Genomic DNA, 26368 nt, shown 5'->3' with positions numbered 1-26368 from the left:
TAGGTGCTCTTCGGAAGTCCGAGCTTGTCGAGCACAAGCCCGAGGGGGTATTCATGCCTCAGCGAGTCCGCCGCCTCTGCTCGATCTCTTCCGCCAAGGCGTTGATTCGTTTTTGGATTTCGAGCTCCAGCTCCAGCTCGCGCACGCGCGCCTCCAGCTCCTCCTCACGGGAGGAGAACGCGGGCTCCGGCTTCTTCGGGCGGCCCCTGGGCTTGGGGAGGAGGGCGTCGGGCCCTCCCTCGCGATAGAGGCGGCGCCATGCGTTTATCTGGGTCGACGACTTGAGACCGAACGCCTCCATGGCCTCCGGCTTGGTCGTCCTCCCCTCGACGACGGCCCGCGCCGCCCGCACCTTGGTCTCGTGGTCGTATCTTCGATGCGCGGTCACGAACAGGGCCTCCTTTCCGAGCACCCTGTAAGCATACAGCCATCTTTTGACGGTGCTGTGGGGTATCCCGAGCAGCCTTCCGACGATCTTGCTCGCGAAGCCCATCTCGAAGTACCGCACCGCCTCGGCCCTGACATCCATTCCGTGCTTCAATGCATCACCCCTTAAAAGCGAGTGGGACTGGAAACTTTTGTTTCCAGTCCCACTATCGGGGTTCAGCTCACTCGGGAGCGGCGTTTCCGCATGCGGGGGAGCGCGGCCGCTTGATCTCGTGCATCTCACCGATGGAAACAAAGCGGAAAAGTTCGCGGTGCTACAATGATGCGGTTTTAAGTAATGGTTTCCCAGTATTCAAAGGGGGTTTCGGTGACCCGTCCCATGACCATGGCGGAGAAGATTCTCGCCGCCCACGCGGGGCTTGACGAGGTGGAGCCCGGCCAGCTGATCGAATGCGACCTGGATCTGGTGCTCGCCAACGACGTGACGGCTCCCATCGCCATCAAGACCGTCCGCGAGATTACCGATACGATATTCGATGCCGATCGCGTGATCCTCGTGCCCGACCACTACGTGCCCAATAAGGACATCAAGAGCGCCGAGCAGGCCAAGATCGTGCGCGATTTCGTGCGCGAGCAGGGCATTTCCCACTACTACGAGGTGGGCTGCATGGGCGTGGAGCACGCGCTTCTGCCCGAGCAGGGCGTGGTGGGCGCCGGCGACCTCATCATCGGCGCCGACAGCCACACCTGCACCTACGGTGCCCTGGGCGCCTTCTCCACGGGCGTGGGGTCCACCGATGCCGGCGTGGGCATGGCCTGCGGCAAGGCCTGGTTCAAGGTGCCCGAGACCATCAAGTTCGTCATTGACGGCACGTTGGCTCCGGGTGTGACCGGCAAGGACGTCATCCTGCACATCATCGGCATGATCGGCGTGGACGGCGCCCTGTACAAGGCCATGGAGTTCACCGGCAGCGCCATTGCCGCCATGCCCATGGACGAGCGCCTGTCCATCTCCAACATGGCCATCGAGGCCGGCGGCAAGGCGGGACTCATTCCCGTGGACGAGGTGACCCGCGCCTACATGGACGGCCGCACCGAGCGTCCCTATACTGCCTACTATTCCGATGAGGACGCCCAGTTCGCCCAGGTCATCACCATTGATGCGGCCGATATCGTGCCCACGGTGGCCTTCCCGCACCTGCCGAGCAACACGCGCCCGGTGGCCGAGGCCCGCCATGTGCGCATCGACCAGGCGGTCATCGGCAGCTGCACCAACGGCCGCTTGGACGACATGCGTCAGGCCGCTGCGGTGCTTAAGGGCCGTACGGTGCACCCGGATGTGCGCTGCATCGTGATCCCGGCCACCCAGCAGGTGTACCAGCAGTGCATCGCCGAGGGGCTCATGGACATCTTCATCGATGCCCACTGCGCCGTGTCCACGCCCACCTGCGGGCCGTGCCTCGGCGGCTACATGGGCATCCTCGCCGCCGGCGAGCGGGCCATTGCCACCACCAACCGCAACTTCGTCGGCCGCATGGGCGACCCCACGAGCGAGGTGTACCTGTCCTCGCCGGCCGTGGCGGCGGCCAGCGCCGTGGCCGGGCACATCGCTCTGCCGGAGGATTTGGAGCCGGTCGCTTGCGCGGCCGAATAGGGAAGGGAAGCCTCATGCAATTCAAGGGAACCGTGCACCGCTACGGGCGCGACATCGACACCGACGTCATCATTCCGGCTCGCTACCTGAACACATCCGACCCTGCCGAGTTGGCGAAGCACTGCCTGGAAGATCTGGACACTACGTTCGTAGAGCGGGTGCAGCCCGGCGACATCATCGTGGCCGACGAGAACTTCGGCTGCGGCAGCTCGCGGGAGCATGCGCCCATCGCCATCAAGGCGGCGGGGGTGGACGTGGTCGTCGCCAAGTCCTTCGCCCGCATCTTCTACCGCAACGCCATCAATACCGGGCTCGCCATCATGGAGTGCCCCGAGGCGGTGGACGCCATCAATAACGGCGATGTGGTGAGCGTGGATGCCGATGCGGGCATCATCACCGACGAGACCACGGGCGCGACCTTCACGGCCCAGCCCTTCCCGCCGTTTTTGATGGAGATCATCAACGCCGGTGGCCTGGTGCCGCGGTGGCAGAAGAAGTTGGGAAAGGATGCGTAATATGACGACTAGCTATAAGATCTGCCTGCTGCCCGGCGACGGTATCGGGCCGGAGATCATCGCCGAGGGCGTGAAGGTGCTGGACGCCGTGGGCGCGAAGTACGGGGTGACCTTCGAGTACGCCGAGGCGCTCATCGGCGGCGCGGCCATCGACGCGGCCGGCGAGCCTCTGCCGGCGGCTACGCTGGAGGCGGCTCGCGCATCGGATGCGGTGCTGCTGGCGGCCGTGGGCGGCCCGAAGTGGGACACCACCGATCCGACGGCCCCTCGTCCGGAGCAGGGTTTGCTCGGCATTCGCAAGGCATTGGGGCTGTACACCAACCTGCGCCCGGTGCAGATCTTCAACGCCCTGGCCGATGCGTCCACCCTGCGCCCCGAAATCGTGGACGGCGTGGACATGATGATCGTGCGCGAGCTGACCGGCGGCTTGTACTTCGGCCGTCGCGAGCGCTTCTACGACGAGCCGGCCGCCGGCGTGGACGGCGCTCCGGGCCAGCGGGCTTACGACACCCTGGAGTACTCCGAGTACGAGATCGAGCGCATCGCTCGCCAGGCCTTCGAGATCGCCCGCAAGCGCCGGGGCAAGGTGACCAGCGTGGACAAGGCCAACGTGCTGGAGACGAGCCGTCTGTGGCGCGAGATCGTGCATCGCGTGCACGATGCCGATTATGCTGATGTGGTGTTGGAGGACTTGCTGGTGGACAACACCGCCATGCAGCTCATCAGCCGCCCAGCCGACTTCGACGTGGTGGTGACCGAGAACATGTTCGGCGACATCCTCTCCGACGAGGCGGCCCAGATCACGGGCTCGCTGGGCATGCTGGCCAGTGCCAGCTTGGGCGATGGGGTGGCCCTCTACGAGCCGAGCCACGGCAGCGCCCCCGATATCGCCGGGCGCGGCATCGCCAACCCCCTGGCTCAGATCCTGTCGGTGGAGATGATGCTGCGCTACAGCTTCGACATGGCCGATGCGGCCGACGACATTCGCCGCGCGGTAACCGCCGTGCTGAACGAGGGGTGGCGCACCGGCGATATCAAGGGCGCCGAGACGCCGGCCGACCAGGTGGTGGGCACGGCCGCCATGGGTGACCTCGTGGTAGCGCACTTGTAGTTCTCGCGACGAAATCATGGTTTCCAAGGGCGGCTTCGGAGTCGCCCTTGCGCAATAAGCGGCCCATGGAGTACAGTGGCCCGCGCGAAACGCGGCGGTCGAAGGGAGGGATGGCCACGGTCTCGGAAAAGGGCATCGGAGCGCTGCGCGGCGCTCTCACACCGGCGGCCTGGGCCGTTCTCATCGCCTATGCGCTCTATCGGCTCGTCGCCTACACGAGCTACGTGACCAACTTCGGCTTCTTCGCCGACCCGCTCGGCTACGTCTCCGACCTGCCGTTCATGATCGGTGCGGCCCTGGGGAATTTCACTTCCTGTGCCATCGTGTTCGCGCTCTACGCGACGGGCCGCTTGCGTCGCTGGGGGCTCGACTGCCGCAGCGCGCTGCTCATCGTGGCCCTCATCTACTTGGTGGTGGCCTTCGCTCCGGCACCGCTGCTGGAAGAGGGGGTCGCCACGTCCCTTCTCGGCGTGCTCTGGGGCCTCACGGTGACCGTGGTGCGGTTCGCGGCTATCGAGTTGCTGCGCGCCGAGCGCTCGCCCATGGTGCTCATCGTGCAGCTGGCCGTCGCTGCCTTCCTGTTCGCCCTGGGTTCCTACGGTTTGCGCTTGCTGCCGCCCCTGTGGTCCACCCTGTTCGAGGTGGCGGCGGCCCTCGTGCTCGTACCGCTCTTCGGATTCCTGCGCTCGCGTCTCTCTCGTTTGCCCGATGACGATGAGGGTGCCGTCCCGGCGGCCGATGACGGGGAGGGTCGGGCCGTCGCCGGGCAGGAGGATGCCGCCCACGTCGGCCCCGCCGGCCTCGCCCGGTTCCGCCGCACCCTTGCCGAGAGTTCCACGCCCATTCTGGCCGCGTCCTTCTTCGAGCTAGTCTGCGGCTTGGTGAACATGTACGCCTCCTGCGCCCACGCCTCGTTCGCCATTTCCGCCCAAGTGCCCCTGGAGGGGTCGCTGGTGTGCAGCGTGCTCGTCATCGCCTTCGTGGCCCTCACGGCCCGCGTGCCCCACAGCCGCTTCATGTACCTGGTGGTCTTCCCCGGGGCGATCGCGGTCTTTCTGGCGCTGCCCTATTTCGGGGAGGTCTGGGGACGCTCCCTCGGCACGGTCATCTACTCGGCCTACAGCTTCACGGCCATGCTCTCCATGTTTTGCGTGATTCGCGCCTGCCGCCGCACGGGGGACGAGGTCTACGGCATTGCCGCGTTCATGGCCGCTGCCACCCGCCTGTGCCTCATGGTGGGCCTAGCGCTCGGATGGCATTTCGGGAACCTCCGGGAGGGGAGCACGTTTCTGCACCTGTCCATCGTTTGCGTCACCTGCGTATACGTGCTCGGTATGGTGCTCTTGCTCTGGGGCTTCCGCAGCTCGCGGGAGAAGCGGGTGGTGAAGGTGGTGGAGGTGATCGTCGAGCAGCCGCCGGCCACCTTCGAGGAGTTTCGCGCCGCCCGGGTGGAGGAGCTCACCGAGCGCTACGATCTGTCGCCCCGCGAGCGCGATGTGCTCGTCGGCCTGGCCCAGGGAAACACTGCGGCGAGCATCGCCGAGGGCCTGTGCATTTCCACATCCACGGCCCAAGGCTACATCAAGAGCCTGTACGTTAAGTTGGGCGTGAATAAGAAACAGCAGGTCATCGACTTATTTCAAAGATAACCAATTTTTGGGGGAGCGGGAATTCCCCTTCTTTTCTAGACTTCGCGTTGCACTGATCGTTCCGTGCGGCCGCGTCATCGGCGCGGCGCCCGCTTGCTCAAGGGGAGGGGCGGGTCGGGCACGGCGATCGCGAACGAATCCTTAGAAAGGGAGGGATTTCGTATGACGATTTCACGTCGTGACTTTCTGAAGATCGGCGGTGCCTCGTGCATCGTCGCCGGTGCCGGCGCGGCCCTGGCGGGCTGCAGCCCCGCGGGCGACGAGGCGGAGGCCCCGCTTGCCGAGACCGGTGAGGCGGCCCTGGTGGGCTACGCCCCGGTGAACTTCACCGATGAGGTCGATATCCTCATCATCGGCTCCGGCTACGCCGGTCTGGCCGCCGCCATGGCTCCGGCTCTGGCGGGCAAGAAGATCATCATCGCCGAGAAGCAGGCTCAGATCGGCGGCGACTCCGCCACCTCCTGCTGCTTCATGTTCGCCAACGGCACCGAGCTGCAGCAAGCGGCGGGCAACCCCATGACCATCGACGAGTACTGGGAGGCCAGCGCCGAGAAGCTGAGCGCCGGCTGGGACCAGTACGAGTGGTTCGGCGAGTGGGTCAAGGGCAAGACCTACGCCAACACCCGCTTCGTGGACTCCGCCATCAACGACTTCGGCGCGAAGTTCCAGGAGCCCTGCACCGAGGCCGAGCTGCCCCGCCTGTTCGGCTCCGTGATCCTGCCGGCCGACGGCATCGGCTCGGGCGGCCCCAACATCCTGCAGCCCATCGCTGCGAAGCTGGGAGAACTCGGCGTGGAGACCCGCTGCGGCCTGCGCGCCACGGCCCTCATCAAGGATCCCGAGGGTGCGGTTATCGGCTGCCGCTTCGAGGACACCACCTCCGGCAAGATGACCGACATCAAGGCTGCGGCCACGGTGCTCGCCACCGGCGGCTTCGCCGACAACGGCGAGATGGTCATGGAGCACCTGCCCGCCTGGGCCAATCACGCCCAGCTGGTGCACGGCTGCATCGGCGAGGGCCACAAGATGGCCGAGGCTGCCGGCGCGCAGATGTTCGGCATGGACTCCTCCTTCGAGCGCTGCAACCTCATGGGAGACATCCCCAACTGCACCACCTGGGGCTATTGGACGCCCGTGGTGCTGGTGCTGCCCAACGGCAAGCGCTTCATCGAGGAGGCCCAGTCCCACGACGCCGCCCAGGCCGCCGTGGACGCGGGCTACCGCCAGTGGTGGTCCATCTTCGACCAGCGCGCCTTCGATGCCCGTGCCATCGGCCATTCCGTCGAGGGCAACATCAAGAGCCATGAGGACGTGTACGTGAAGGCCGACACCCTGGACGAGCTGGCGGCTGGCATGGATGTGCCCGCCGACGTGCTGAAGGCCACCTTCGCCCGCTATGACGAGCTCGTGGCCGGCGGCGAGGACACCGACTTCGGCAAGAAGGCCTGGCTCGAGTCGCTGCAGCCGCCCTACCACGCCCTGAAGCTGAACGTGTGCCGCTACAAGACCTCCGGCGGCGTGATGTGCGGCCCGAACAACCAGGTGCTCGACACGAACGACGAGGAGATCCCCGGTCTGTACGCCGCCGGCGCCGTGGCGCTCCAGTCCTTTGCGAGCGTGTCCGCCTGCATGTCCACCGGCTACTACACCGGCGAGACCCTGGCCGCCCTCTAAGGAGCCTCCCCCTTTGCGGGCGCCCCGGTGCCCGTATGAAGCGGCCGTCCCGTTCGCGGGGCGGCCGCTTTTTTGCACGAGTTCCTCGTTGCGCATTATTCTGAGTTGCGGTTAAATGGGGCGGTACCCCGAGAGAGATCGAGCGAAAGGACCCGAGCATGACGACGATGAAACTGGCCGTTCCCACCATGGGCGAGGCGACGATGGAGGCCCAGCGCGCCGGTCACTTCGGCCACTGCGACTGCTTCACCGTGGCCACCGTTACCGACGGCGCGGTCACCGAGGTGACCTGCGTGGAGAATCCGCCCCATGAGGAGGGCGGCTGCCTGCGCCCCGTGGGGCTTCTGGCCGATGCCGGCGTGGATGCCATCGTGGCCGCCGGCATGGGCGGCCGTCCGCTTGCGGGCTTCAACCAGGCGGGCATCACCGTGTACTTCGACAACGTGCATCCCGTCGTGGGCGATGCCGTGGCCGCCGTTATCGCCGGCGAGGCCCCTATCATGGACCCCTCCCAGGCCTGCCAGCACCACCACTAGGCCGTTTGATCACCGCGGCAGCCCGAGGGGCGCGTACCAGTTCCGGTGCGCGCCCCTTTTCTATGGTCGTCCCTCCTCGCCGGCGGTGCTGCGGAACAGGGCAAGGGTGCGGGGGCCGGCGCAGAACACGTGGGGCTCGTTGGCGCAATCGGGGCGCTCGCAGCGGGCGTAGCCCTGGCGCACGAGGCCCATGAGGTCGGTGCGGGCGCTCGAGTAGGACACCTCGTGCTCGGCGGAAACCTCCTCGATGGTCGTGGCGTGGAAGGGGTTCTCGGCCATGGCGGCAACGATGGCCTTCTGGCGCCCGTTCAGGAACGCCGCCCCGGCGATGCGCTCGCGCACTCGGGCCAGGCTCCGTTCGGTGCCCGCGATTCTCTGCCGCAGCTGGCGCAGCTCGTTGGCGAACACGAGGAGGTTGTAGTGGGTGAACTCCGTCGCGTCGAAGCCCTCGCCGCAGTCCCGGGGCGCGAGCGCACCATCGTAGTCGGGGAGTCCCAGGCCGTAGCTGCCCTGCTGCCAGGCGACGATGGCGGCCAGGGTGGAGGCGCAGGCGAGCAGCCCCAGGTGGTGCTTCTCGAGAAAGGCCCGGCGCAGCAGCAGGGCCGTGGCGGCGTTGCCCGCGGCGTAGGGGGTGAGCGAGATCAGGAAGTAGCGGGCCTGGAGCTCGGCGACGATGGGGTTGAGCGCGGGGTCGTTGAGGATATCGCAGATGGTGCCCTTGGTGTTCTGGGGCGTGTAGTAGTCCAGGTTGAGGTACTGCTCGCGGTTCCGCTCGATGGCGGCGAGCACGGGGCCCTGTTGCCCTGAACCCGGCGGCGGCGTCTCGAAGATGCCGTTGATTCGATCGAGGTCGGCGGGCGTTATGGGCCCGGGTCCGAGGGGTTCCACGGAGAAGAAGGCATCGATGAGCTGGAAGAGGGCCGCATCGGCGGGGTTGCGCGGCGCGCTGCGCGTGAGGTAGGCGTTGAGGCTGGCGCGCCCTTCGGGCCCATAGCCGTCGATGGCCAGGGCTGCGGCGAACTCATCGATCATGAGGGCGGCCTTGCGCGAGAGGGGCAATGCGCTCAAGGTGCGGTGCTCGGTGGTCTGCGAGCTGCCCTGGGTCTTGAGGAGAGCCAGGGCCCGTTCCATATCGTGGGGCGGCGCGATCCAGGCCGATATGCCGTCGGAAGTGGGCACGTAGGGGCGGAAGGGCAGCGTGAAGCCGCCGTGGCGGCGCAGGGCCGTGATGAGCTTCCAGACCGCCTCCTTGGTGGCGCCGGCGGGCAGCACGAAGTTGTCGAGGCCCTCCCAGCTCAGGTACGACTGATTGGCCGCTTCCCAGAGTGCGCGGAATTCCCTCGTGAGAACCACCGATGTCGACTTCCCCGCGTCTATGACGCCCTCCCTTTCCGAAGTCGGGCGCGAAGAGCCACGCGCCTTTCGAGCAGTTCCATTGTATGAATCGGGTGCCCGTGCGCAGGGCGCCCAGCCCCCGTTCTCAAAAGTTGAGAGCCCGTTGACGGTGCGATTCCCCCTTGGCTATAACAACGGTGCACGCCGATGGGGCGTGGACGAGCGAGGATGCGAAAGGAGGGGAGAGATGGGAAACGAGAGCGAAGGACGCCGAGCGGAAGGCCTTGGCCTCACCGGAGCCGCTGCCGGGAACCCGACGACCGCCGGGACGCCGCGCCGTGGGATGCGGAGACTGCTCGCGCTGATCGTGGCCGGCGCCGTGGCGGGATGCCTGCTGGCGGCCGGCTGCGCACCGCAGCCGCGCAGCGCGCAGCCGGCGGCCGAGAGCGAGGCCGAAGAGGCAGCGCAACCGGCCGCGTTCACCTGGAGTGCGGATGCCGATTGCGCCATGTGCCACGACAAGGAAGCGGCGAGCCAGCAGGATGCGGCCTGCGGGGCGGCGCAGCACGGCGACGTGGCCTGCGTCACCTGCCACAGCGACGAGGCCGGGCTCGCGACGGCCCATGAGGGCGCCGCAGCCGATGGCAAGGGCGCGACGGCCCTCGTGCAGACGGCGGTGGCCGAGGAGGTGTGCGCGGGCTGCCACGACGTTGCCGCCTTGGCCGAGGCCACGGCCGATTCAACGGTGCTCACCGACAGCGAGGGCACCGTGGTGAACCCGCACGCCATTCCCGAGAACGGCGATCACGAGGCCACCGAGTGCACGAGCTGCCACAAGATGCACTCGAGCACCGGCGTGGAGAAGACGGCCACGCGCTACTGCAAGTCGTGTCATCACACCGACGTGTACCAGTGCAACACCTGCCACGCCTAGGGCGGGCGGGAGCCATGCCCGGCGAAGGGGAGCGGCCAGAGCCGGCCCCTGAGGGCGACCATCAAGGAAAAGGAGTGGGAATCATGGAGAAGAAACTAACGCGCCGCAGCTTTTTGGCTGGTGCCGGCGTCATGGGAGCGGCCATGGGCTTCGGCCTGGTCGGCTGCGCTTCCGGCGGCAGCGAGGCCCCGGCGGCCGACGATGCCCTGTCGACGACGGGCGGCGAGGGCGGCAATGCCGTCGAGTGGGCCCGCGAGGCCGACGTCGTGGTGCTCGGCTACGGCGCTGCCGGTGCCGCCTGCGCCATCGAGGCCGCCGACAACGGTGCTTCGGTGCTCATCGTCGAGAAGGAATCGCTGCCTGGCGGCTCCATGGCTCGCTGCGGCGGCGCCATCATGGGCGCGGGCACCCGGGTGCAGAAGGAGCTCGGCTACGAGGACGGCCCGGAGGACATGTACCAGTGGGTCATGACCTGCACCGATGGGGCCTGCCCCGACTACATCGCCCGCACCTATGCCGACCGCTGCGGCGCGAACGTGGACTGGCTGGAGGACCTCAGCAAGGAGCATACCGATCAGCAGCTGTTCGAGTACGCCCGCGCAGTAGGCGGCCAGGGCGCTACGAGCGGCTCCTCGGGCGGCGCCGGCTGCCTCGATGCGACGGGCTGCGAGTACGAGAAGTTCGGCTTCTCGAAGGAGACGGCCGCGCCGCGCACTCACTGGGCCACGGCCATGCCCGACAACACGGCGAACTCGGGCCCCGAGCTGTTCCTGCCTCTCTACGAGGCCATCAACGCGCGGGCCGAGCAGATCGAATCGCTGTTCGACACGAAGTTCATGCGCTTCGTCCAGGATGAAACGGGCGCGGTCATCGGCGTCGAGGTCGAGGGAGCCAACGGCACCGAGCGCATCAAGGCCAATAAGGGCGTCATGCTGGCCACGGGCGGTTTCTGTGCGAGCGAGGAGATGCAGCAGAAGTTCGTGCCTGAGGCCGTGGGCAAGAAGTGCTACATGTCCGATGCCTGCCAGGGCGAGGGCATCCTGGCGGCCATGGCCATCGGCGCCGACCTGGCCCAGATGTCCTATTACTATCCCATCGCCAAGGCCCAGCAGTACCACTACAACGTGCAGTACAACGACGTGTTCTACCACTGGGACATGGACGACGAGGGCTACATGGAAGTGCCCGAGGACAACATGGCCGAGACCCATGGCGGAGTGGTCATCAACGATAAGGCCCAGGTGCTCGACGTATGGGGCGAGGTCATTCCCGGCCTGTACGCCTCCGGCAACGACGTGGGAACGAACATCTTCGGCAAGCCCGGCAACTATCCCGGCTGTGGCTGCTACGTGTCCTTCGCCGTGTGCTTCGGCCGCATCGCCGGCGCCGAGATGGCCGCTGCCTAAGCGCTTCGCAGCGCGCGATACTTCCTGCGCCCCTCCGGTCGCGGCCCCTTCCCTCCCATGACCGCTGCCTGAGGTCGGCGAAATCAGCGGGACGTGCGCCAGTTTTGGTGCACGTCCCCTTTCTGCGTTACAATACCCGAAGTTTACGCTCGCGGGCGCACCGGCCGCCCGCCCATCACGAAGGAAGTGCCATGGCCATTAACGCTCCCGAGGGAACCCGCGATCTTCTGCCCGATGAGGCGCTGTTCTGGAACCAGTTCAAGCAGACGGCCGCCGAGGTATTCGGCGCCTACGGCTACCTGCCCATCGACACGCCCCTCATGGAGCAGACCGAGCTCTTCGTCCGCGGCATCGGCGAGGCGACTGACGTGGTGTCCAAGGAGATGTTCACGGCCATTTCCGGCGAGAATTTGCGCCGCTGGGTGGAGGAGGGGAAGGCCCCGAAGGCGAAAAGCCTCCTGTCGCTGCGCCCCGAGGGCACGGCTGGCGTGGTGCGCGCCGTGGTGCAGCACGACTTGGTGCCTCAGGGGGCGGCACCCGCGAAGCTCATGTACGCGGGCCCGATGTTTCGTGCCGAGCGCCCGCAGAAGGGTCGCCAGCGCCAGTTCAACCAGGTGGGTGTGGAGTGCCTGGGGGCCGAGGAGCCCACGATCGACGCCGAGGCCATCATCATGCTCATGCGCTTCTATGAGAAGGTGGGCATTCCGGCCGATGCCATGCGCCTGCTGCTGAACTCCATGGGCTGCGAGGCGTGCCGTCCGGCCTACCGCGACCAGGTGAAGGCCTATATGGACGAGCACGCCGGCGAGCTCTGCGAGACCTGCCTGACTCGCGCCGAGGTGAACCCGCTGCGCGCCTTCGACTGCAAGAACCCCGATTGCGCGGCTGTGATGGCCGACGCGCCGAAGATCACCGATCACCTCTGCGACGACTGCCGCGAGCACTACGCTGCCGTGAAGGAACTGCTCGACGGCGCCGGCGTGGCCTACGAGGAGGACTACAAGCTCGTGCGCGGGCTCGATTACTACACTCGCACGGTGTTCGAGGTGCAGGTGGATAATGGCATGGGCGCCCAGAACGCCATCGGCGGCGGCGGGCGCTACGACAAGCTGGCCGAGGAAGTGGGCGGACGAGCCACCCCGGGCCTCGGCTTCGCCCTCGGCTTCGAGCGCTGCGTGCTGGCCCTGGAGGCGGCTGGCGTGGCATTCCCGAAGGCCCAGCGCTGCGACCTGTTCGTGGCCTGTGTGGACGATTCCGTGCGGGCCCGGGCCTTCGCGCTTGTGCAGGAGTGCCGCGACGGCGGTTTTATTACCGAGATGGATCACCAGAAGCGCAGCCTGAAGAGCCAGTTCAAGCTGGCCGACAAGCTCGGGGCGGCCCGGGTGGCCGTGCTCGGCCCCGACGAGCTGGCCGCAGGCGAGGTCACCCTGCGCGACATGGGCACCCACACCGAGGTCAAGGTGCGCCTGGAAGAAGTCGTCGGCGAGCTGGGCCGCGCGATTCTGTAGCGGCTCGCTCGACGCAGTTCAATACGCGAGAACGTCGAAGGACGAACTACCTCCGCCTTCTCCTTTCTTGACGGGCAAGTATACTTGCAAGTATACTTGGATTGCAAGTATAGAGGAGGTGCGCTATGCCGCAGTTGTCTTTGTATCTGGATGAGCCCACGATGAAAATGCTGCGCGAGAAGTCGTCGCGAGCGCATCAGTCGATGTCGAGATATGTGACGGGGCTCATTCGCGAAAGCGGGGAAGGACGGGGCTGGCCGGCGGGTTACTGGGACAACGTCTACGGTTGCCTGAAGGACCCGACGTTCGTCGCTCCCGAGGAAGAGGGAGACCTCGACGAGATCGCTCTGTTCGCTTAGGAGGTCGCCGTGTACTTCTTCGATTCCGATGTGTGCATCGAGATTATGCGAGGGCATCTGCCGCGGGCCCAGGAGATCATGCGGAGAAGCTCGCCGGATTTGTTCGGCGTGCCGGCCATTGTCGAGGCCGAGTTGCTGTACGGTGCCGAGAACAGCAGCAATCCCGAGGAGGGGCGCTATTTCGTGGAGAGCCTCCTGTCACCGTTGCGCATTATCCCCTTCGATTCCCGATGCGCTGCCTGCTACGCCCGAATCCGGGCCGATCTGAAGCAGCAGGGCTGCATGATAGGGCCGAACGATCTGCTGATTGCCGCGACAGCGCTCGCCCACGGCGCGACGCTCGTGTCGAACAACGTGAGAGAGTTCAGTCGCGTTGAGGGATTGCTCCTGGAGTCGTGGGCGGAGGTCGATTTCTAGGAGGAAATTCGTAGCAGTTGGTTCCTCGAGAGCTTAGCCGAAACAGTCTCGAGAATTTAGTAGAATCATCCTCGAGAATTTAGTAGAATCATCCTCGAAAATTCAGTTGAAACTGCCTCGAAAATTTTGTGCGCAGTGTAGCACCTGATGATGAGGAGGCCTTTGCCATGACTATCACCCCTGTTGGCTATCGTCCCCGATTGCTCGACTCTGTCCTTGATCGCCGCTTGGGAACCTTTGCGGCGGTAGAGGTGAAGGGGACGAAGTTCTGCGGAAAGACGTGGACGAGCGAGGCCCATGGGAGAAGCATCGTGCATTTAGACGACGATGCGGTGCGCTCGATGGCGGAGGTGGACGTCACGCTTGCCTTGGAAGGGGAGCAACCCCACGTCATAGATGAATGGCAAGACCTTCCCAAGGTGTGGGATGCGGTGCGCCGCAGGGCCGACGAGTCGGGCAATCGTCCCGGCGAGTTCATCCTCACGGGCTCCTCGTCGGTGGACTACTCCTCGGTGTCTCACAGCGGTGCGGGGCGCATCGCCGAGGTGTTCATGCGGCCGATGAGCCTTGCCGAAAGCGGCGAGTCGGACGGCAGCGTGTCGCTCGCCGATCTTTTCGAGGGGCGCTTCGACCAGGGCGCGGCCGTCTCGGATGTGCGCGACCTCGCTCGGTTCATTTGCCGCGGTGGGTGGCCGGCACTAGTGGGGCGTGGCGATACGACGTCGGACCTAGCAGCACAGTACCTGAACGCCCTGTTCACGGTCAGTGCCGAAAAGGCGGGCATCAACGGACGCGAGGCGCGTCGAGTCGCCGTGTCGCTCGCGCGCAACATGGGCAAGGCGGTGACCTATCGGACGATTTACGAGGACGCTTTCGGGGCGCGGAGCGAAAAGGAGCCCAGCCCAAGCATGTACCAGCAGGTGGTCGCTCCTTTCCTGCGGTTCTTCGAGCAGCAGTACTTCACCGAGGATCAGGAAGGCTGGGACGCGCCGGTGAAGGCACGCTCTCGGGTGCGCACCAAGCCCAAGCGGACGTTCGTCGACCCCTCTCTGCCTGCCGCGCTGTTGGGGCTGTCCCCCGAGCGGCTTCTGGCCGACGGCCAGGTTTTCGGCAACCTGTTCGAGGAGCTGTGCCTGAGGGATCTGCGCGTGTACGCTTCCGCTTTGGGCTGCATTCCCGATCCCACGTTGCGTTACTACGCCGATGCCGACGGGCTTGAGGTCGATGCCGTGCTGGAATTGCCCGACGGCCGATGGGGGGCGTTCGAGATAAAGCTTTCGGAGGAGAAGGCCGAGCAGGGGGCTGCGGCGCTCCTGCGCCTGCGCGACAAGATCGCGGCCAATCCGGCGGCTCGCAGCCCCGAGCCGTCGTTTCTCGTGGTGCTGGTGGGGAAGTCCACCTTCCGCCGTCGGCTGCCCTCGGGGGTCATGGTGGTGCCGATTACCTGCTTGAGACCGTAGAGGGCGTGCAGCATTCGGATTGAGCGCGCGCCGAAGCTCGGTGGCGACTCGGTTTTCGCCCGTTCCGCTCTTAGGCGAATCTTATGGCCCGTGGTTTTCTTTCGGGTATTTGACGGGTTGGGCGCGGGTGCGGGGGCTTCCTGTATAGTGTCACGAAACCTATGGCGGGGCGGGAAGTCGCCCCCGGGAAATGAAAGGGGCTGCTGGCTTGGGCGCGGCGAGGGGCCGCGCGGCGGGTAGCCGTTTGGAGAGGATGATTTTAGTGGCACAATCTGGTTTGGATTCCCTGCTGGAGGCTCTGCGCCAGTCGGGCATGAACACCGACAACGTGGGCGGCGGCGCTTCGGCCGGTCCGCAGACCCCTGGCTCGGGCTCGGCTTCGGGCTCCGGCGGCGCAGGTTCCGGCTCGACCGGCGGCTCCGGTGCATCGGGCTCGCGCGGCGGCGTGGGCGGTTTCGGCGGCTTCCCCTTCGGGGGCTTCGGCGGTTTCGGCGGCGGCGCCGCTGGCGGCCGCGGCCAGGGCGGCTCCGGCAACGGCGGCAACGGCGGCAATGGTGGCCCGACGGTCGATTTCGAGTTTCTGGCCAACGACTTCCACCTGCCTTCTAAGAAATGGCTCGTGGTGCTGATTTTGGTGGCTCTGCTCGTCATCGCGGGCGCCTACTGGTGGTTCCACCCGTCCATCAACATTCACTCCACCGACTTCTGGGGCTTCGTCTTCGTGGTCATTCTGCTGCCGCTGTTCCTCATCTTCTGGGTGCGCAGCAAGCAGTACGCGACCGGCACCAAGGAGGTCACCAAGAACGCCGGCAAGGCCAAGACCTTCCGCATTCTGTCCCTCGTGCCGGTGGCGGTGGTGGCGCTCGTGGCCATCGGCGCCGTCATGTCCATGGCCATCTTCCCGGGCAACGCCGAGAAGTACTCCAACGTGCTGAAGACCGACACGCTGGAGTTCGCCCAGGACATCAAGGAAGTGAACTATTCCGAGATCCCGGTGATCGACCGCGACTCGGCCATTCTGCTGGGCAACCGCGAGATGGGCTCCATCCCCGAGTACGTGAGCCAGTTTGAAGTGTCGAGCCTGTATTCTCAGATCAATTACCAGGGCACTCCCGTGCGCGTGAGTCCGCTCGGTTACGCCGACCTGTTCAAGTGGTTCACCAACCGCGACGGCGGCATTCCGGCCTACGCTCTGGTGAACATGACCACCCAGGACGCGGAGATCGTGCGCCTCGGCGATTCCCCCATCTACTATTCCCAGAGCGAGCCTTTGGCCCGCAACATCGACCGCCACGTGCAGCTGAAGTACCCCTTCTATATGTTCGGCGAGAAGTCCTTCGAGATTGACGAAGAGGGCCATCCCTGGTGGATCTGCCCCGTGCGCGACTTCACCATCGGGCTCTTCGGCGGCGAGACCATCAGCCGCGTGGTGCTCTGCGACGCCACCACCGGCGAGACCCAGGACCTGTCCCTGGAAGAGTGCCCCCAGTGGGTTGACCGCGTGTTCCCGGCCGAGCTGCTCATCCAGCAGTACAACTGGTGGGGCTCCTACAACAACGGCTGGCTGAACTCGTTCCTCGGCCAGGAGGGCGTGGTGCGCACCACCCCGGGCACTGACGGCACGCTCGGCTACAACTACATCGCCAAGGACGACGACGTGTGGGTGTACACCGGCGTCACCTCGGCCACGGCCGACAACTCCATCATCGGCTTCGTGCTGGTGAACCAGCGCACCCAAGAGTCGCACTTCTATAGTGTGGCCGGCGCCACCGAGGACTCGGCCATGGAGTCGGCCGAGGGCCAGGTGCAGAACTTGCGCTACACCTCCACGTTCCCGCTGCTCATCAACGTGGGCAACCAACCCACCTACTTCATGGCCCTGAAGGACGGCGCGGGCCTCGTGAAGAAGTTCGCCATGATCGACATCCAGCGCTACCAGAACGTGGCCGTGGGCGATACGGTGGCCGATACCCAGAAGGCCTATGAGGCGCTGCTGGCCACCAACGGCGTGGTGTCCGAGGATGCCAGCGGCACCACCGACGTGAAGACCGTGAAGGGCACGATCCGCTCGCTCAACCAGGCGGTCATCGAGGGCAACACCCACTTCTATGTGACCCTGGAGGACGAGGACGGCAACATCTTCGACTTCGCCCTGCCGGGCCTGCTGGATATCGTGGGCTACAAGGTGGGCGATACCATCAACTTCACCTACGTGGAATCGGCCGGCTCCAACGTGAGCCCCGCCTACGAGATCTTGGGCGGCGACGGCAAGGCGACTGAGAATGCCTCCGGCGAGCCCGCCGACGACGTGGTGCAGCAAGACGGCGCGGCCCAGACCCCCGAGGAGGTAGCGGCCGGCGACGACACGAAGCCCGCGGCTGACGACGCGGCCGGCGCGAGCGCGGGCGAGGGGCAGCCCGCAACGGACGGGGCGGCTGCCGCCGATGCCGAGGGCGCAGAGGCCCCGGCGGGGGATACCCAAAAGTAGCGACGGCCATTATCGTGCGATCAAGGGTCGGGCTAATGCCCGGCCCTTTTGTTTTCCCTGTTCAAACCCATGGTTTATAGGGGGGTTTAAAGCTTTAAACTTCTTTTTTCCGCTCGGTCGATGCGCTTGCTCGATGCAGCGTCCATAGTGCGTCGTGCAGCGAGGGAGCTGCAACGGTCGGGGCGAGGGAGCCCCGCCGAACCAGGGGCAGCCGTAAGGCTGCACCGCCCGAGCAACGGAATCGGGCGGATAAAAAGAGAGGGAAAGGGAACCACCATGGAACACGGAATGAACGTTTCTCGCCGCGATCTGTTCAAGTTCGGCGGCCTGGCCGCCATCACCGCCGCCGGCGCCGGCGCGCTTGCGGGCTGCGCTCCGCAGCAGCCGATGGCCGCCACGGGCGGGGCCGGCGCAGAGGACGGCTCCACTTACACGGGCCCGAGCTTCCTGCAGAAGCCGGCCGACATCACCGAGTTCGCCGATGAGCGCGAGTACGACGTCGTCGTGGTCGGCGCGGGCGAGTCGGGCCTGGCCGCCATCCACGCCGCCCTCGAGGCCGGCGCCACCGTGGGCGTGCTCCAGAGCCTGTCCATCGTGCAGACCGCCGGCAACATGGGCGCCTCCATCGATCTGACCAAGACGAGCGAGGCCGGCATCAAGGCGGCTCTCTCCTTCATCAACTACAAGAGCGACTACCGCGCCAACCTGGGCCAGGTGGAGGCCTGGGCCCGCAACTCCCAGGAAGCTCTGGCCTGGTGGGCCGAGGCCGCGGCCAAGGGCGGCAGCGAGTCCAAGCCCTACGATTACACGGTGAACTGCAACGGCCACGACGTGTACTTCCACGCCAACACCTACTTCCATGACGAGGGCCACCAGAAGGGCGCGCTCGTCATCGGCGACGCCGTGCAGGCCGAGGGCGCCGAGATCTTCTTCGAGACCCCCTGCGTGCAACTGCTCAAGGAGGGCGACCGCGTGGCGGGCGCCATCGGCGAGGCCGCTGACGGCAGCCACATCCTGCTCCGCGCCACCAAGGGCGTCATCATCGCTGCCGGCGACTACGTGGGCGACTCCGAGATGCTCGAGTTCTACACCCCCGACGCCAAGGGCCTGCACCAGGCCGTGGACTTCCGCAACGGCACCGGCCTGAAGGCCGCCATGTGGGTGGGCGCCCAGATGTGCCCGGCCTCCCACACCAAGATGGTGCACGGCGAGGGCCCGAAAGTGCGCTTCGAGATGCCCTATCTGTTCCTCGACCGCCACGGCAAGCGCTTCATGGACGAGGGCTGCTGCCGCATGGGCTACCTGAACGAGTTCACCAACAAGTACCTGGCCGAGGTCGATTTCATGGAGTCCACTGCCGTGAAGTTCTTCTCCATCGTGCCGACCAACTGGCAGGAGCACTACGACGCCTGGGAGTCGTTCTCCGACATCTCCATCCACAATGCCTACCGCAACGTTGATCCCGAGGCCTGGATCAAGGGCGATACCCTCGAGGAGCTGGCGGCCAACATGATCGCCTACGCCGACGAGGAGGGCTGGGCCCACGACTACACCGTGGAGGCCATCGTGGAGTCCATCAACCGCTACAACGAGCTGGTGGCCGCCGGCGAGGGCGACGCCGACTTCGGCAAGCGCGACGAGTACATGGTGCCCATCGAGGCCCCCTGCTACGCCGTGCCGCGCGGTGCCAACAACATCGACGCCCTGGTGGACGGCCTGTGGTGCGACGGCAACTTCCAGTGCCTCGACGTTGACATGAAGCCGATCGAGGGCCTGTTCGCCGTTGGCAACGCCTCCGGTCCCTTCTTCGGCAACAGCAACTACCCCATGGACATCGAGGGCCTGTCGGTGGGCCGCGCCATCACCACGGGCTTCGTGACCGGCCGCTACGTCGCGGGTCTGTAAGTTATCCCCTGTTCTGCCGCCCCTGTTCCCTCCCCACGGTGCGGCGGAACTCTCCCTCAAAGCCGGCGATCTTCGGGTCGCCGGTTTTGCCGTGTATAATCACCTTGCATAAGGAGGGGTGTCCATGATCGAGAAAGCGGAATCGAGGGAAGACCGCCGCGCGCTTCTGCGAGGCGGCCGTCGCTACGTCATGGCCTACGGGTGCGCTCGCGCCTGGGCCACGCTCACCTTCACGGGATCGGCCGCCAGCGCGACGGGGACCGCGACGGGCGGTCCGGCCGTGGCCGCGGCAGCGCCCTGGTCCTTCGACCCGCACCTCACCTTCGATGTGGCCTACATCGCCGTGAGCATCCTGCTGGTGCTCCTGTTCCGCCGTTTCATTCCCCTGAACGAGAACCGCCTGGTGAAGGCTGTGTCCTTCGGCTGCATGCTGGCGGCATCGGTGGCCGTGGTGGTGGCCCAGTGGATACCCGAGGGGTCGTTTCCGCTCATGATCGGCGGGTCGCTGGCGGCGGGAGCGGGCTACGGGCTTTTTCTGCTGCTGGCCGCCGAGGTGCTCTGCTCGTTCAGCCTGCTGCGCATCTTCCTGTTTCTGTCGGGCGCCATGATGCTGGGGGCGGTCATCACGTTCTTCTGCCAGGGCATGGCCCCGTGGCAGGCGAGCGCGGCCCTGCTGTCCCTTCCCGTGCTGGCGGCGCTGTACCTGTGGGGCGCCTACGAGCGCATTCCCGCCGCCGACCGGCCCCGGCGCGGCGTGCCGAAGTTCTCCTATCCGTGGAAGCTGTTCATCCTGTACGGCCTGTACGCCTTCGCCTACGGCATGCGGGCCCATCAGCTGGTGGCGGGAGCGGGGCGCCACTCGTCGCTGTCCACCTTCATCCTCATGGCGGTGCTTTTCCTCACGGCCTACTTCGCGTCGCGGCGCTTCAACATCGGCCTGTTGTACCGCTCGCCGGTGGTGCTCATGGTGTGCGGGCTTCTGCTCGTGCCGGCCGAGAGCCTGTTCGGCTCGGCCGCGTCCAGCTACCTCATCTCCATCAGCTACTCGCTCATGTCCTTCTTGGTGGCGCTGCTGCTCTACGACATCGCCAAGCGCCTCGGCGTGGCCATCGTGGCGTTTCTGGCCGTAACCAACGCCGAGCAGCTGCTCCAGGTGGTCGGCGGCCAGGTGCCGGGCCTGCTCGCCCAGGGAGGGCTGCCTGCGGCCACCCAGGATTTGGTGGTCACCATCATGGTGGCCGTGCTCATTCTGGCGGCCACGCTGCTGCTGTTCTCCGAGAAGGAGCTGGCCAGCAAGTGGGGCGTGTCCATCCTGGAGGAAGGCGGCCTCATCGAGCGCACGGCCGAGGAGGAGCGCGTGGGCGAGCGGGTGGAGGAGCTTTCGCGCACCTACCGGTTGAGCCCGCGCGAGCAGGAGGTGCTGGCGCTTCTGGCCGAGGGGAAGACCGGGCGCATCATCCAGCAGGAGCTGTTCATCGCCGAAGGCACCTTCAAGGCCCACACCCGCCACATCTACGAGAAGATGAGCATCAACTCCCGCAAAGAGCTCTTCGAGCTTTTGGGCGTTGAGAAGTAGGGGGACGCTGTACCGTCCAGGGCATATTTTCTGAAAAGTGGGGAAAATACCCTTGACGCGGGGAATAAGCGCCCTATACTAATCGGGCTGCCCTTTTTGGGCGGCGGACGAACAGATATGTTCCGCTACTTAAGACAGCAGGTACCGCGCCCGTCGCAAGACGGAGCATCGGTTTAATCGCGCAAGCGGCCCGCCGAGGTGGTCACAAGAATCGCTTCCGTGAATTCGTGCGGCCTCCGTCTTATGGGCGGGGGCCGTTTCTCTTCTCAAGGCAGGCGGCCCACCCAACCAAGGTGCGGAACCCGGAAAGCTTTGAGAAGGAGGTGTACGTACAACATGCCCAACGCTCAGAACAAGGAGATGCTCGCCAGCATCAAGGAGGATCTCGACGGCGTTTCCGCCATGTGGGTCGTGGACTACCGCGGCCTGACCGTGAAGGAGATGCAGCAGCTGCGTCGCGACATTCGCGAGACTGGCTCGGTGCTGAAGGTCTACAAGAACACGCTGGTTCACCTGGCGCTGTCCGAGGCCGAGCTGCCGACGCTCGACGATGTGCTCGCCGGCCCCAGCGCGTTCGTGTTCTCCGGCAACGACGTGGCCGCTTCCGCGAAGGCCCTGAAGACCTTCGCCAAGGCCAACCAGAACCTTGAGATCAAGGGCGGCCTGATGGAAGGCGCTGCCGTGTCGGCCGCGGAGGTGGAGGCTATCGCTTCTCTGCCCTCTCGCGAGCAGCTCATGGCCCAGATCGCCGGTGCCATCTCCGGCGTCGCTCGTGGTCTGGCCACCACCATCAACGGTGTGCCGCGTGGCCTGGCCCAGGTCGTCAAGGCCGTGGCCGAGCAGAAGGAAGCTGCCTAACAGCTCGGGCGGCCTGAGACGGGTCGCGTAGCAACGAAGAAAACTTTGGCCGGCACGAAGAGGCGCCGGCCCCCTTTGAAAGGAAACTAACATGGCTGTTACTCGTGAAGAGATCATTGAGGCTCTGAAGGAGATGTCCCTGCTCGAGGCTTCCGAGCTCGTGAAGGACATCGAGGAGACCTTCGGCGTGTCCGCCGCCGCTCCGGTGGCCGTGGCCGCCGCCGCTCCGGCTGAGGGTGGCGCTGCCGCCGAGGAGAAGTCCGACTTCGACGTCGTCCTCGAGGGCTTCGGCGACAACAAGATCGCCGTCATCAAGGTTGTCCGTGAGATCACCGGCCTGGGCCTGAAGGAGGCCAAGGAGGTCGTCGAGGGCGCTCCGAAGCCGGTGGCCGAGGGCGTGAACAAGGAGAAGGCCGAGGAGATCAAGGGCAAGCTGGAAGAGGCCGGCGCCGCTGTGACCCTGAAGTAAATTCGCTTTCGCGAAACTTCTCCAGTCGAGAGACTGTCAAGAACCCCGCTTTCGAGCGGGGTTCTTTTTTTGTTTTGGGATGGCAGAGGGCAGCGTCATTCCGTTTCGCGTGGAGACGCTGAATCGTTATGGCTATCTGAGCGTCAGCAGGTTCTCGTCGGTGAGGAAATCGACAAGCCTCAAGTGGGTTATGCCGTCCCGGCTCATGGTGAGGGGATCCATCGAGATGACGTATTTGGGATACTCGTCGCCAATGGCCCGAAAGGCGCCAAACTCCCTTTCCCGGGTGTCCTCATCGGCCATGAGGTAGGCCACTTGCAGGTAGCAGCGCTTTCCGTCGCGCTCGGCAATGAAGTCGATCTCCCCCTTGTAGGTTTTCCCGATGTACACGCGCATGCCCCGCGAGAGAAGTTCGTTGTAGACGGCGGTTTCCATCACGCAGTTCCACTCGTCCTTGACGCGGTTCTTCCTTACATGGAAGAATCCCAAATCGCAGACGTACTCCTTGGCCTCGAACGAGAGTATTTTCTTGCCGCGGATGTCGAATCGCTCCACCTTGCTCACGATATAGGAATCTTCAATGGACTTCAGCAGGTCATACACGGTGGGGGCCGATACTTTGCGAGCCGAATCGGAGAGGACGGCGGCGATGTTGTTGCCGGATATGGTAGCCGATGAGTTGGCAATAAGATAGTCGAGCACATTCTCGAGCGTGGCGGGCGACGAGGTCTTGCTTCGCTGGATGATGTCGCGCAGCACGATGGAGCTGTAGAGGTTGTCGAGCACCACCCGGCGTGATTCGTCGTCTTTCTGATCGCAGACGAGCGGGAAGCCTCCCCATTGCAGGTAGTGCGGCAAGAGCCCGCTGGGGTCGAGGTGCCCCTCATGGGCGTTGGAGCGAAGCTCGTCTTCCTTGAATTGGAGGAACTCTCGGAAATTGAAGGGCATCATGCGGAAAGCGAGGGTGCGCCCTCCCAGCTTGGTAGCGAGCTCCCCGGAAAGAAGCTTGGAATTCGAGCCAGTGAGAAAAATGCTCGCGCGGCCGGTGTTGTTGAGCGAATTGACGACAAGCTCGAAGTTGCGCACGTTTTGGATCTCGTCGAAGAACAGGTAGGCTTTCTGTCCGTCAAGACCCTCGAGCTTTTCCGTAATGAAGGAGAAGAGGTGGTCGGGGTCGAGGAGCTCTCGGTTCGCGTAGTCGTCGAGATCAACGAAGATGATCGAATTGTGTGGGGCGTCCTGTCGGTGGATTTCGTCGGCTATCTGGCGTAAGAGCACCGATTTGCCGCAGCGACGAACCCCGACGATTATCTTAATGAGAGGAGAATCGTAGAAGGGACGGATGCGGTTGAGGTAATTCTCACGCAGTATCATGCGGTCTCCCAACGGGATAGAATTAAAGTTGCTTAATTCTATCAGAAAAATCTTCAAAGCATTAAACAAATTTAATTCGACTGCCTCTGTATCGACGCTACCCAATTCTGTGTGGAAAGGGGACGGGGGCTTTCCGTAGTATGCGACCATCGCGCGAGGAAGAGATGGAAGAGGCGCGGGACTGGGAGGGGAGAGCGCAGCGGCTGCGGCCGGCGCGCTGTTCGGTTTTCGGCTCGGCGCCATAGGAAAGAAGGGGGAGTTATGGGCGAGACCGACAAGTACGCCATCGAGAACCTCTCAACGGATCAGGGTCCCGTGGAATTCATGCGGGACGGCAAGCTGTGCCGCCGCACCTTCATCAAGGGTGTGGGCTGGATCACCGTGGCCAGCGCCCTCGGTTTGGCCGGCTGTGCGCCGCAGGCCGAGGAAGAGAAGCTGTCCAACACGGGAAGCGGCACCGACGAGGGGGCCGCGAAGCTGGCCGCCACTGAGTACTCCTATGCCTGCTGCAGCTACAACTGCACGTCGCGCTGCCTGCTGAAGGGCCATGTGCGCGACGGCAAGCTCGTGGCCGTGGAGCCCGGCGAGATGCCCGGGCGCCCCGATTACGCCAATGCCTGCCTGCGCTCCATGTCGTTCATCGAGCGCGTGCAGAACGAGGATCTGCGCGTCATGTACCCCATGAAGCGCACCGGCGAGCGCGGCAGCGGTGAGTTCGAGCGCATCAGCTGGGACCAGGCCATGGACGAGATCGCCGCGCGCCTGGAGGAATCGAAGGAGAAGTACGGGCCCACGGCCTGTTCCTTCTACTCCTTCACCGGCAACCAGAGCAAGCTGGCCATGCAATCGGCCACCCGCTTCGCCGGATGCTACGGCGCGACCACCTGGGACATCGAGGGCATCATGGGCGACCACGGCGCGTCCATGGGCATGAAGATGGTCTACGGCGTCATCCGCGGCGCCCATGACACCCGCGACTACGAGCAGAACTCCAACATGGTGGTCATCTGGGGCCGCAATCTGGCAGATACCCACACGAGCGAGCTGCGCTATATCGTGCGGGCTCGCGAGCGGGGCGCGAAGATCGTCTACATCGACCCGCGCTTCTCCTCCACCGCCACCATCGCCGACCAGTGGATTCCCATCCGGCCCGGCGGCGACTCGGCCCTGGCCCTGGGCATGATCAACTGGATCATCTCCAACGACCGCCACGACAAGGAGTTCCTTTCCAAGCACAGCTGCGGCAGCCTGCTCGTGCGCGACGATGACGGGAAGTACCTGCGCGGCGAGGGCGACGCCTACATGGTGTGGGATCCCGCCCAAAACAAGGCTGTGCCGGCCGACACTGAGGGCGTGGACGCTCCCATCGAGGGCGCCTTCGAGGTTGACGGCGTGAAGGTGAAGCCGGCCTTCGTGCACCTGAAGGAACGGGCGGCGGAGTACCCCCTGGAACGCGCCAGCGAGCTGTCCGGCGTGCCGGTGGACGTCATCGAGACCTTCGCCCGAGAATACAGCGACGCGAAGCCCGCGGGCATCCGCATGGGTCAGGGCATGCAGCGCACCTACAACTCCTACCAGTCGTTCCGTACCGTGGCCGTGCTGGCCGCTGTGGCCGGCTACGTGGGCGTGCGCGGCGGTGGCGCCTCCCATGCCGGCGGCACCAAGGCGAACAAGCCGGTGCCCGGCGAGACGGCGCCCGAGTTCCTCTACGACGAGTGGGCCAACACGGGCGAAAACAAGGCGAACATGGTGAAGAGCTCGCTCATCTACCAGTGCGCCGTCGAGCACGATCCCGTGCGCTGCGACTTCATCTGGTTCAACGTGTCGAACTTCCTGAACCAGAGCCCGGACGCGCACCGCATCATCGACGAGGTGTTCCCGAACATCTCCACCATCGTGGTGGCCGATCCCTGGTGGACCTGGACGGCGAAGTACGCCGACTACGTGCTGCCTGCCACGAGCCTGTGGGAGTACTGGGATCTGTACGACCGCGCGCCGTGGGTGTTCCTCGTGAAGCCGGCCATCGAGCCGCTCGGCGAGAGCAAGTCGGACTGCGAGATGATGACCATGCTGGCCGAGCGCGTGGGATTGGGCGAGCTGTGGAGCAAGACCCCCGAGGAATGGGTGCGCTCCTGGCCGAATCCCGACAGCTCCGCCTTCGAGGGCTTCAACTTCGACGAGGCCATCAAGGTGGGCATGTGGGGTATGCCCACGGGCATCTACGACGAGCCCCTCATCGTCTTCGAGGATCAGCAGTACCAGACCCCCACGGGCCGCTTCGAGTTCTACACCGAGGACATGGTGGAGTTCGACGAGCAGGTGCCCCTGCACACCCCGGCCATCGAGTACTCCAACCCCGAGCTGGCGGCGAAGTACCCGCTCATGCACCTCACTTACCACGACCGCATGAACGTGCACACCCAGCACTGCGACTGCCCGGCGCTCCATGCGGTGCAGATGGAGCAGACGCTCCAGATCAATCCCGTGGACGCCGAGGCCCGCGGTATCAAGCACGGCGATGTGGTGCGGCTGTTCAACGACCGCGGCGAGGCGAAGATGACGGCGTTCGTGACCGAGGGCATCATGCCCGGCGTGACCGCGGCCCAGGCCGGCTGGACTCCCGATCGCGTGATCGGCGGCAGCCATCAGTACCTGAGCCACCTCACCTTGAGCCCTGCCGAGGAGCATTACTCGCAGACCAACAGCGCGTTCAACGACATCATGATCGAAGTTGAGAAGGCTTAGAGGAGGGA

At 65.2% G+C, this 26368-nt stretch carries 21 protein-coding genes; 18 read left to right on the top strand and 3 right to left on the bottom strand.

Annotation, left to right across the window (positions count from 1 at the left end; translation table 11 throughout):
* Positions 1-58: 58 nt before the first annotated feature.
* Positions 59-541 (bottom strand): transposase, encoded by a 483-nt coding sequence (locus tag ACTOXK_RS02115; RefSeq protein ID WP_482277916.1) that lies wholly within the window; start codon positions 539-541, stop codon positions 59-61.
* A 213-nt stretch (positions 542-754) separates the two neighbouring features.
* On the opposite strand from ACTOXK_RS02115, the gene leuC reads away from it, so the two are divergent.
* The 6 genes from leuC (at position 755) to ACTOXK_RS02085 (ending at position 7526) form a co-directional block, all read left to right on the top strand.
* A complete protein-coding gene (leuC, locus tag ACTOXK_RS02110) occupies positions 755-2041 on the top strand; it encodes a 3-isopropylmalate dehydratase large subunit (protein WP_482277915.1) in 1287 nt (428 codons plus the stop codon).
* A gap of 14 nt (positions 2042-2055) precedes the next feature.
* The gene (locus ACTOXK_RS02105) at positions 2056-2556 is read left to right on the top strand and encodes a 3-isopropylmalate dehydratase small subunit (protein WP_482277914.1); all 501 of its coding nucleotides are present in this window, start codon (positions 2056-2058) and stop codon (positions 2554-2556) included.
* Between the two features lies 1 nt (position 2557).
* Entirely contained in the window at positions 2558-3667 is a 1110-nt protein-coding gene (gene leuB / locus ACTOXK_RS02100) for a 3-isopropylmalate dehydrogenase (protein ID WP_482277913.1), read from the top strand.
* Positions 3668-3777: 110 nt separating this feature from the next.
* Positions 3778-5316 (top strand): response regulator transcription factor, encoded by a 1539-nt coding sequence (locus ACTOXK_RS02095; protein WP_482277912.1) that lies wholly within the window; start codon positions 3778-3780, stop codon positions 5314-5316.
* A 162-nt stretch (positions 5317-5478) separates the two neighbouring features.
* Entirely contained in the window at positions 5479-6990 is a 1512-nt protein-coding gene (locus tag ACTOXK_RS02090) for an FAD-dependent oxidoreductase (protein ID WP_482277911.1), read from the top strand.
* 158 nt (positions 6991-7148) lie between these two features.
* Positions 7149-7526, top strand: a complete 378-nt coding sequence (locus ACTOXK_RS02085; RefSeq protein ID WP_482277910.1) for a NifB/NifX family molybdenum-iron cluster-binding protein — start codon at positions 7149-7151, stop codon at positions 7524-7526.
* A 60-nt stretch (positions 7527-7586) separates the two neighbouring features.
* Here the strand turns inward: ACTOXK_RS02085 and ACTOXK_RS02080 are convergent, their stop codons facing one another.
* Entirely contained in the window at positions 7587-8879 is a 1293-nt protein-coding gene (locus ACTOXK_RS02080) for a hypothetical protein (RefSeq protein WP_482277909.1), read from the bottom strand.
* A gap of 229 nt (positions 8880-9108) precedes the next feature.
* Here ACTOXK_RS02080 and ACTOXK_RS02075 point away from each other — a divergent pair, with 229 nt between their 5' ends.
* The 11 genes from ACTOXK_RS02075 to rplL all read left to right on the top strand — a co-directional run bounded on the left by ACTOXK_RS02075 (position 9109) and on the right by rplL (position 22241).
* Positions 9109-9795, top strand: coding sequence for a cytochrome c3 family protein (locus tag ACTOXK_RS02075; protein ID WP_482277908.1), 687 nt, complete (start codon positions 9109-9111; stop codon positions 9793-9795).
* A gap of 83 nt (positions 9796-9878) precedes the next feature.
* Complete coding sequence (locus tag ACTOXK_RS02070; RefSeq protein WP_482277907.1) at positions 9879-11201, top strand: FAD-dependent oxidoreductase; 1323 nt, start codon at positions 9879-9881, stop codon at positions 11199-11201.
* 191 nt (positions 11202-11392) lie between these two features.
* Positions 11393-12709 (top strand): histidine--tRNA ligase, encoded by a 1317-nt coding sequence (gene hisS, locus ACTOXK_RS02065; protein ID WP_482277906.1) that lies wholly within the window; start codon positions 11393-11395, stop codon positions 12707-12709.
* Positions 12710-12834: 125 nt separating this feature from the next.
* Positions 12835-13068 (top strand): antitoxin, encoded by a 234-nt coding sequence (locus ACTOXK_RS02060; protein ID WP_482277905.1) that lies wholly within the window; start codon positions 12835-12837, stop codon positions 13066-13068.
* Between the two features lie 9 nt (positions 13069-13077).
* Entirely contained in the window at positions 13078-13485 is a 408-nt protein-coding gene (locus ACTOXK_RS02055) for a type II toxin-antitoxin system VapC family toxin (protein ID WP_482277904.1), read from the top strand.
* A gap of 167 nt (positions 13486-13652) precedes the next feature.
* Positions 13653-14945: an ATP-binding protein gene (locus tag ACTOXK_RS02050; RefSeq protein ID WP_482277903.1), complete on the top strand. Its 1293-nt coding sequence runs from the start codon at positions 13653-13655 to the stop codon at positions 14943-14945.
* A 253-nt stretch (positions 14946-15198) separates the two neighbouring features.
* Positions 15199-17433, top strand: coding sequence for a Tat pathway signal sequence (locus ACTOXK_RS02045; RefSeq protein ID WP_482277902.1), 2235 nt, complete (start codon positions 15199-15201; stop codon positions 17431-17433).
* 288 nt (positions 17434-17721) lie between these two features.
* Positions 17722-19338 carry an FAD-binding protein gene (locus ACTOXK_RS02040; protein ID WP_482277901.1) on the top strand — a complete coding sequence of 539 codons (1617 nt, stop codon included), beginning with the start codon at positions 17722-17724 and terminating at the stop codon, positions 19336-19338.
* 124 nt (positions 19339-19462) lie between these two features.
* Complete coding sequence (locus ACTOXK_RS02035; protein ID WP_482277900.1) at positions 19463-20914, top strand: helix-turn-helix transcriptional regulator; 1452 nt, start codon at positions 19463-19465, stop codon at positions 20912-20914.
* A gap of 336 nt (positions 20915-21250) precedes the next feature.
* Entirely contained in the window at positions 21251-21772 is a 522-nt protein-coding gene (gene rplJ, locus ACTOXK_RS02030) for a 50S ribosomal protein L10 (protein ID WP_290072531.1), read from the top strand.
* A gap of 91 nt (positions 21773-21863) precedes the next feature.
* The gene (gene rplL, locus ACTOXK_RS02025) at positions 21864-22241 is read left to right on the top strand and encodes a 50S ribosomal protein L7/L12 (RefSeq protein WP_482277898.1); all 378 of its coding nucleotides are present in this window, start codon (positions 21864-21866) and stop codon (positions 22239-22241) included.
* Positions 22242-22373: 132 nt separating this feature from the next.
* On the opposite strand, the gene ACTOXK_RS02020 is transcribed toward rplL, so the two are convergent.
* On the bottom strand, positions 22374-23615 hold the full coding sequence (locus tag ACTOXK_RS02020; protein ID WP_482277897.1) for an ATP-binding protein: 1242 nt from the start codon (positions 23613-23615) through the stop codon (positions 22374-22376).
* Positions 23616-23876: 261 nt separating this feature from the next.
* Between ACTOXK_RS02020 and ACTOXK_RS02015 the strand changes: the two genes are divergently transcribed.
* Positions 23877-26360 carry a molybdopterin-dependent oxidoreductase gene (locus tag ACTOXK_RS02015; RefSeq protein ID WP_482277896.1) on the top strand — a complete coding sequence of 828 codons (2484 nt, stop codon included), beginning with the start codon at positions 23877-23879 and terminating at the stop codon, positions 26358-26360.
* Positions 26361-26368 lie beyond the last annotated feature (8 nt).

The organism is Adlercreutzia sp. (assembly GCF_056795635.1).
This window is presented reverse-complemented; position numbering and strand designations above follow the sequence as displayed.

Coding starts and splice junctions, on each gene's coding strand:
- ACTOXK_RS02105 (WP_482277914.1), top strand. CDS start 2,056: ATGCAATTCAAGGGAACCGTGCACCGCTACGGGCGCGACATCGACACC.
- leuB (WP_482277913.1), top strand. CDS start 2,558: ATGACGACTAGCTATAAGATCTGCCTGCTGCCCGGCGACGGTATCGGG.
- ACTOXK_RS02095 (WP_482277912.1), top strand. CDS start 3,778: ATGGCCACGGTCTCGGAAAAGGGCATCGGAGCGCTGCGCGGCGCTCTC.
- ACTOXK_RS02090 (WP_482277911.1), top strand. CDS start 5,479: ATGACGATTTCACGTCGTGACTTTCTGAAGATCGGCGGTGCCTCGTGC.
- ACTOXK_RS02085 (WP_482277910.1), top strand. CDS start 7,149: ATGACGACGATGAAACTGGCCGTTCCCACCATGGGCGAGGCGACGATG.
- ACTOXK_RS02075 (WP_482277908.1), top strand. CDS start 9,109: ATGGGAAACGAGAGCGAAGGACGCCGAGCGGAAGGCCTTGGCCTCACC.
- ACTOXK_RS02070 (WP_482277907.1), top strand. CDS start 9,879: ATGGAGAAGAAACTAACGCGCCGCAGCTTTTTGGCTGGTGCCGGCGTC.
- hisS (WP_482277906.1), top strand. CDS start 11,393: ATGGCCATTAACGCTCCCGAGGGAACCCGCGATCTTCTGCCCGATGAG.
- ACTOXK_RS02060 (WP_482277905.1), top strand. CDS start 12,835: ATGCCGCAGTTGTCTTTGTATCTGGATGAGCCCACGATGAAAATGCTG.
- ACTOXK_RS02050 (WP_482277903.1), top strand. CDS start 13,653: ATGACTATCACCCCTGTTGGCTATCGTCCCCGATTGCTCGACTCTGTC.
- ACTOXK_RS02045 (WP_482277902.1), top strand. CDS start 15,199: ATGATTTTAGTGGCACAATCTGGTTTGGATTCCCTGCTGGAGGCTCTG.
- ACTOXK_RS02040 (WP_482277901.1), top strand. CDS start 17,722: ATGAACGTTTCTCGCCGCGATCTGTTCAAGTTCGGCGGCCTGGCCGCC.
- ACTOXK_RS02035 (WP_482277900.1), top strand. CDS start 19,463: ATGATCGAGAAAGCGGAATCGAGGGAAGACCGCCGCGCGCTTCTGCGA.
- rplJ (WP_290072531.1), top strand. CDS start 21,251: ATGCCCAACGCTCAGAACAAGGAGATGCTCGCCAGCATCAAGGAGGAT.
- rplL (WP_482277898.1), top strand. CDS start 21,864: ATGGCTGTTACTCGTGAAGAGATCATTGAGGCTCTGAAGGAGATGTCC.
- ACTOXK_RS02020 (WP_482277897.1), bottom strand. CDS start 23,615: ATGATACTGCGTGAGAATTACCTCAACCGCATCCGTCCCTTCTACGAT.
- ACTOXK_RS02015 (WP_482277896.1), top strand. CDS start 23,877: ATGGGCGAGACCGACAAGTACGCCATCGAGAACCTCTCAACGGATCAG.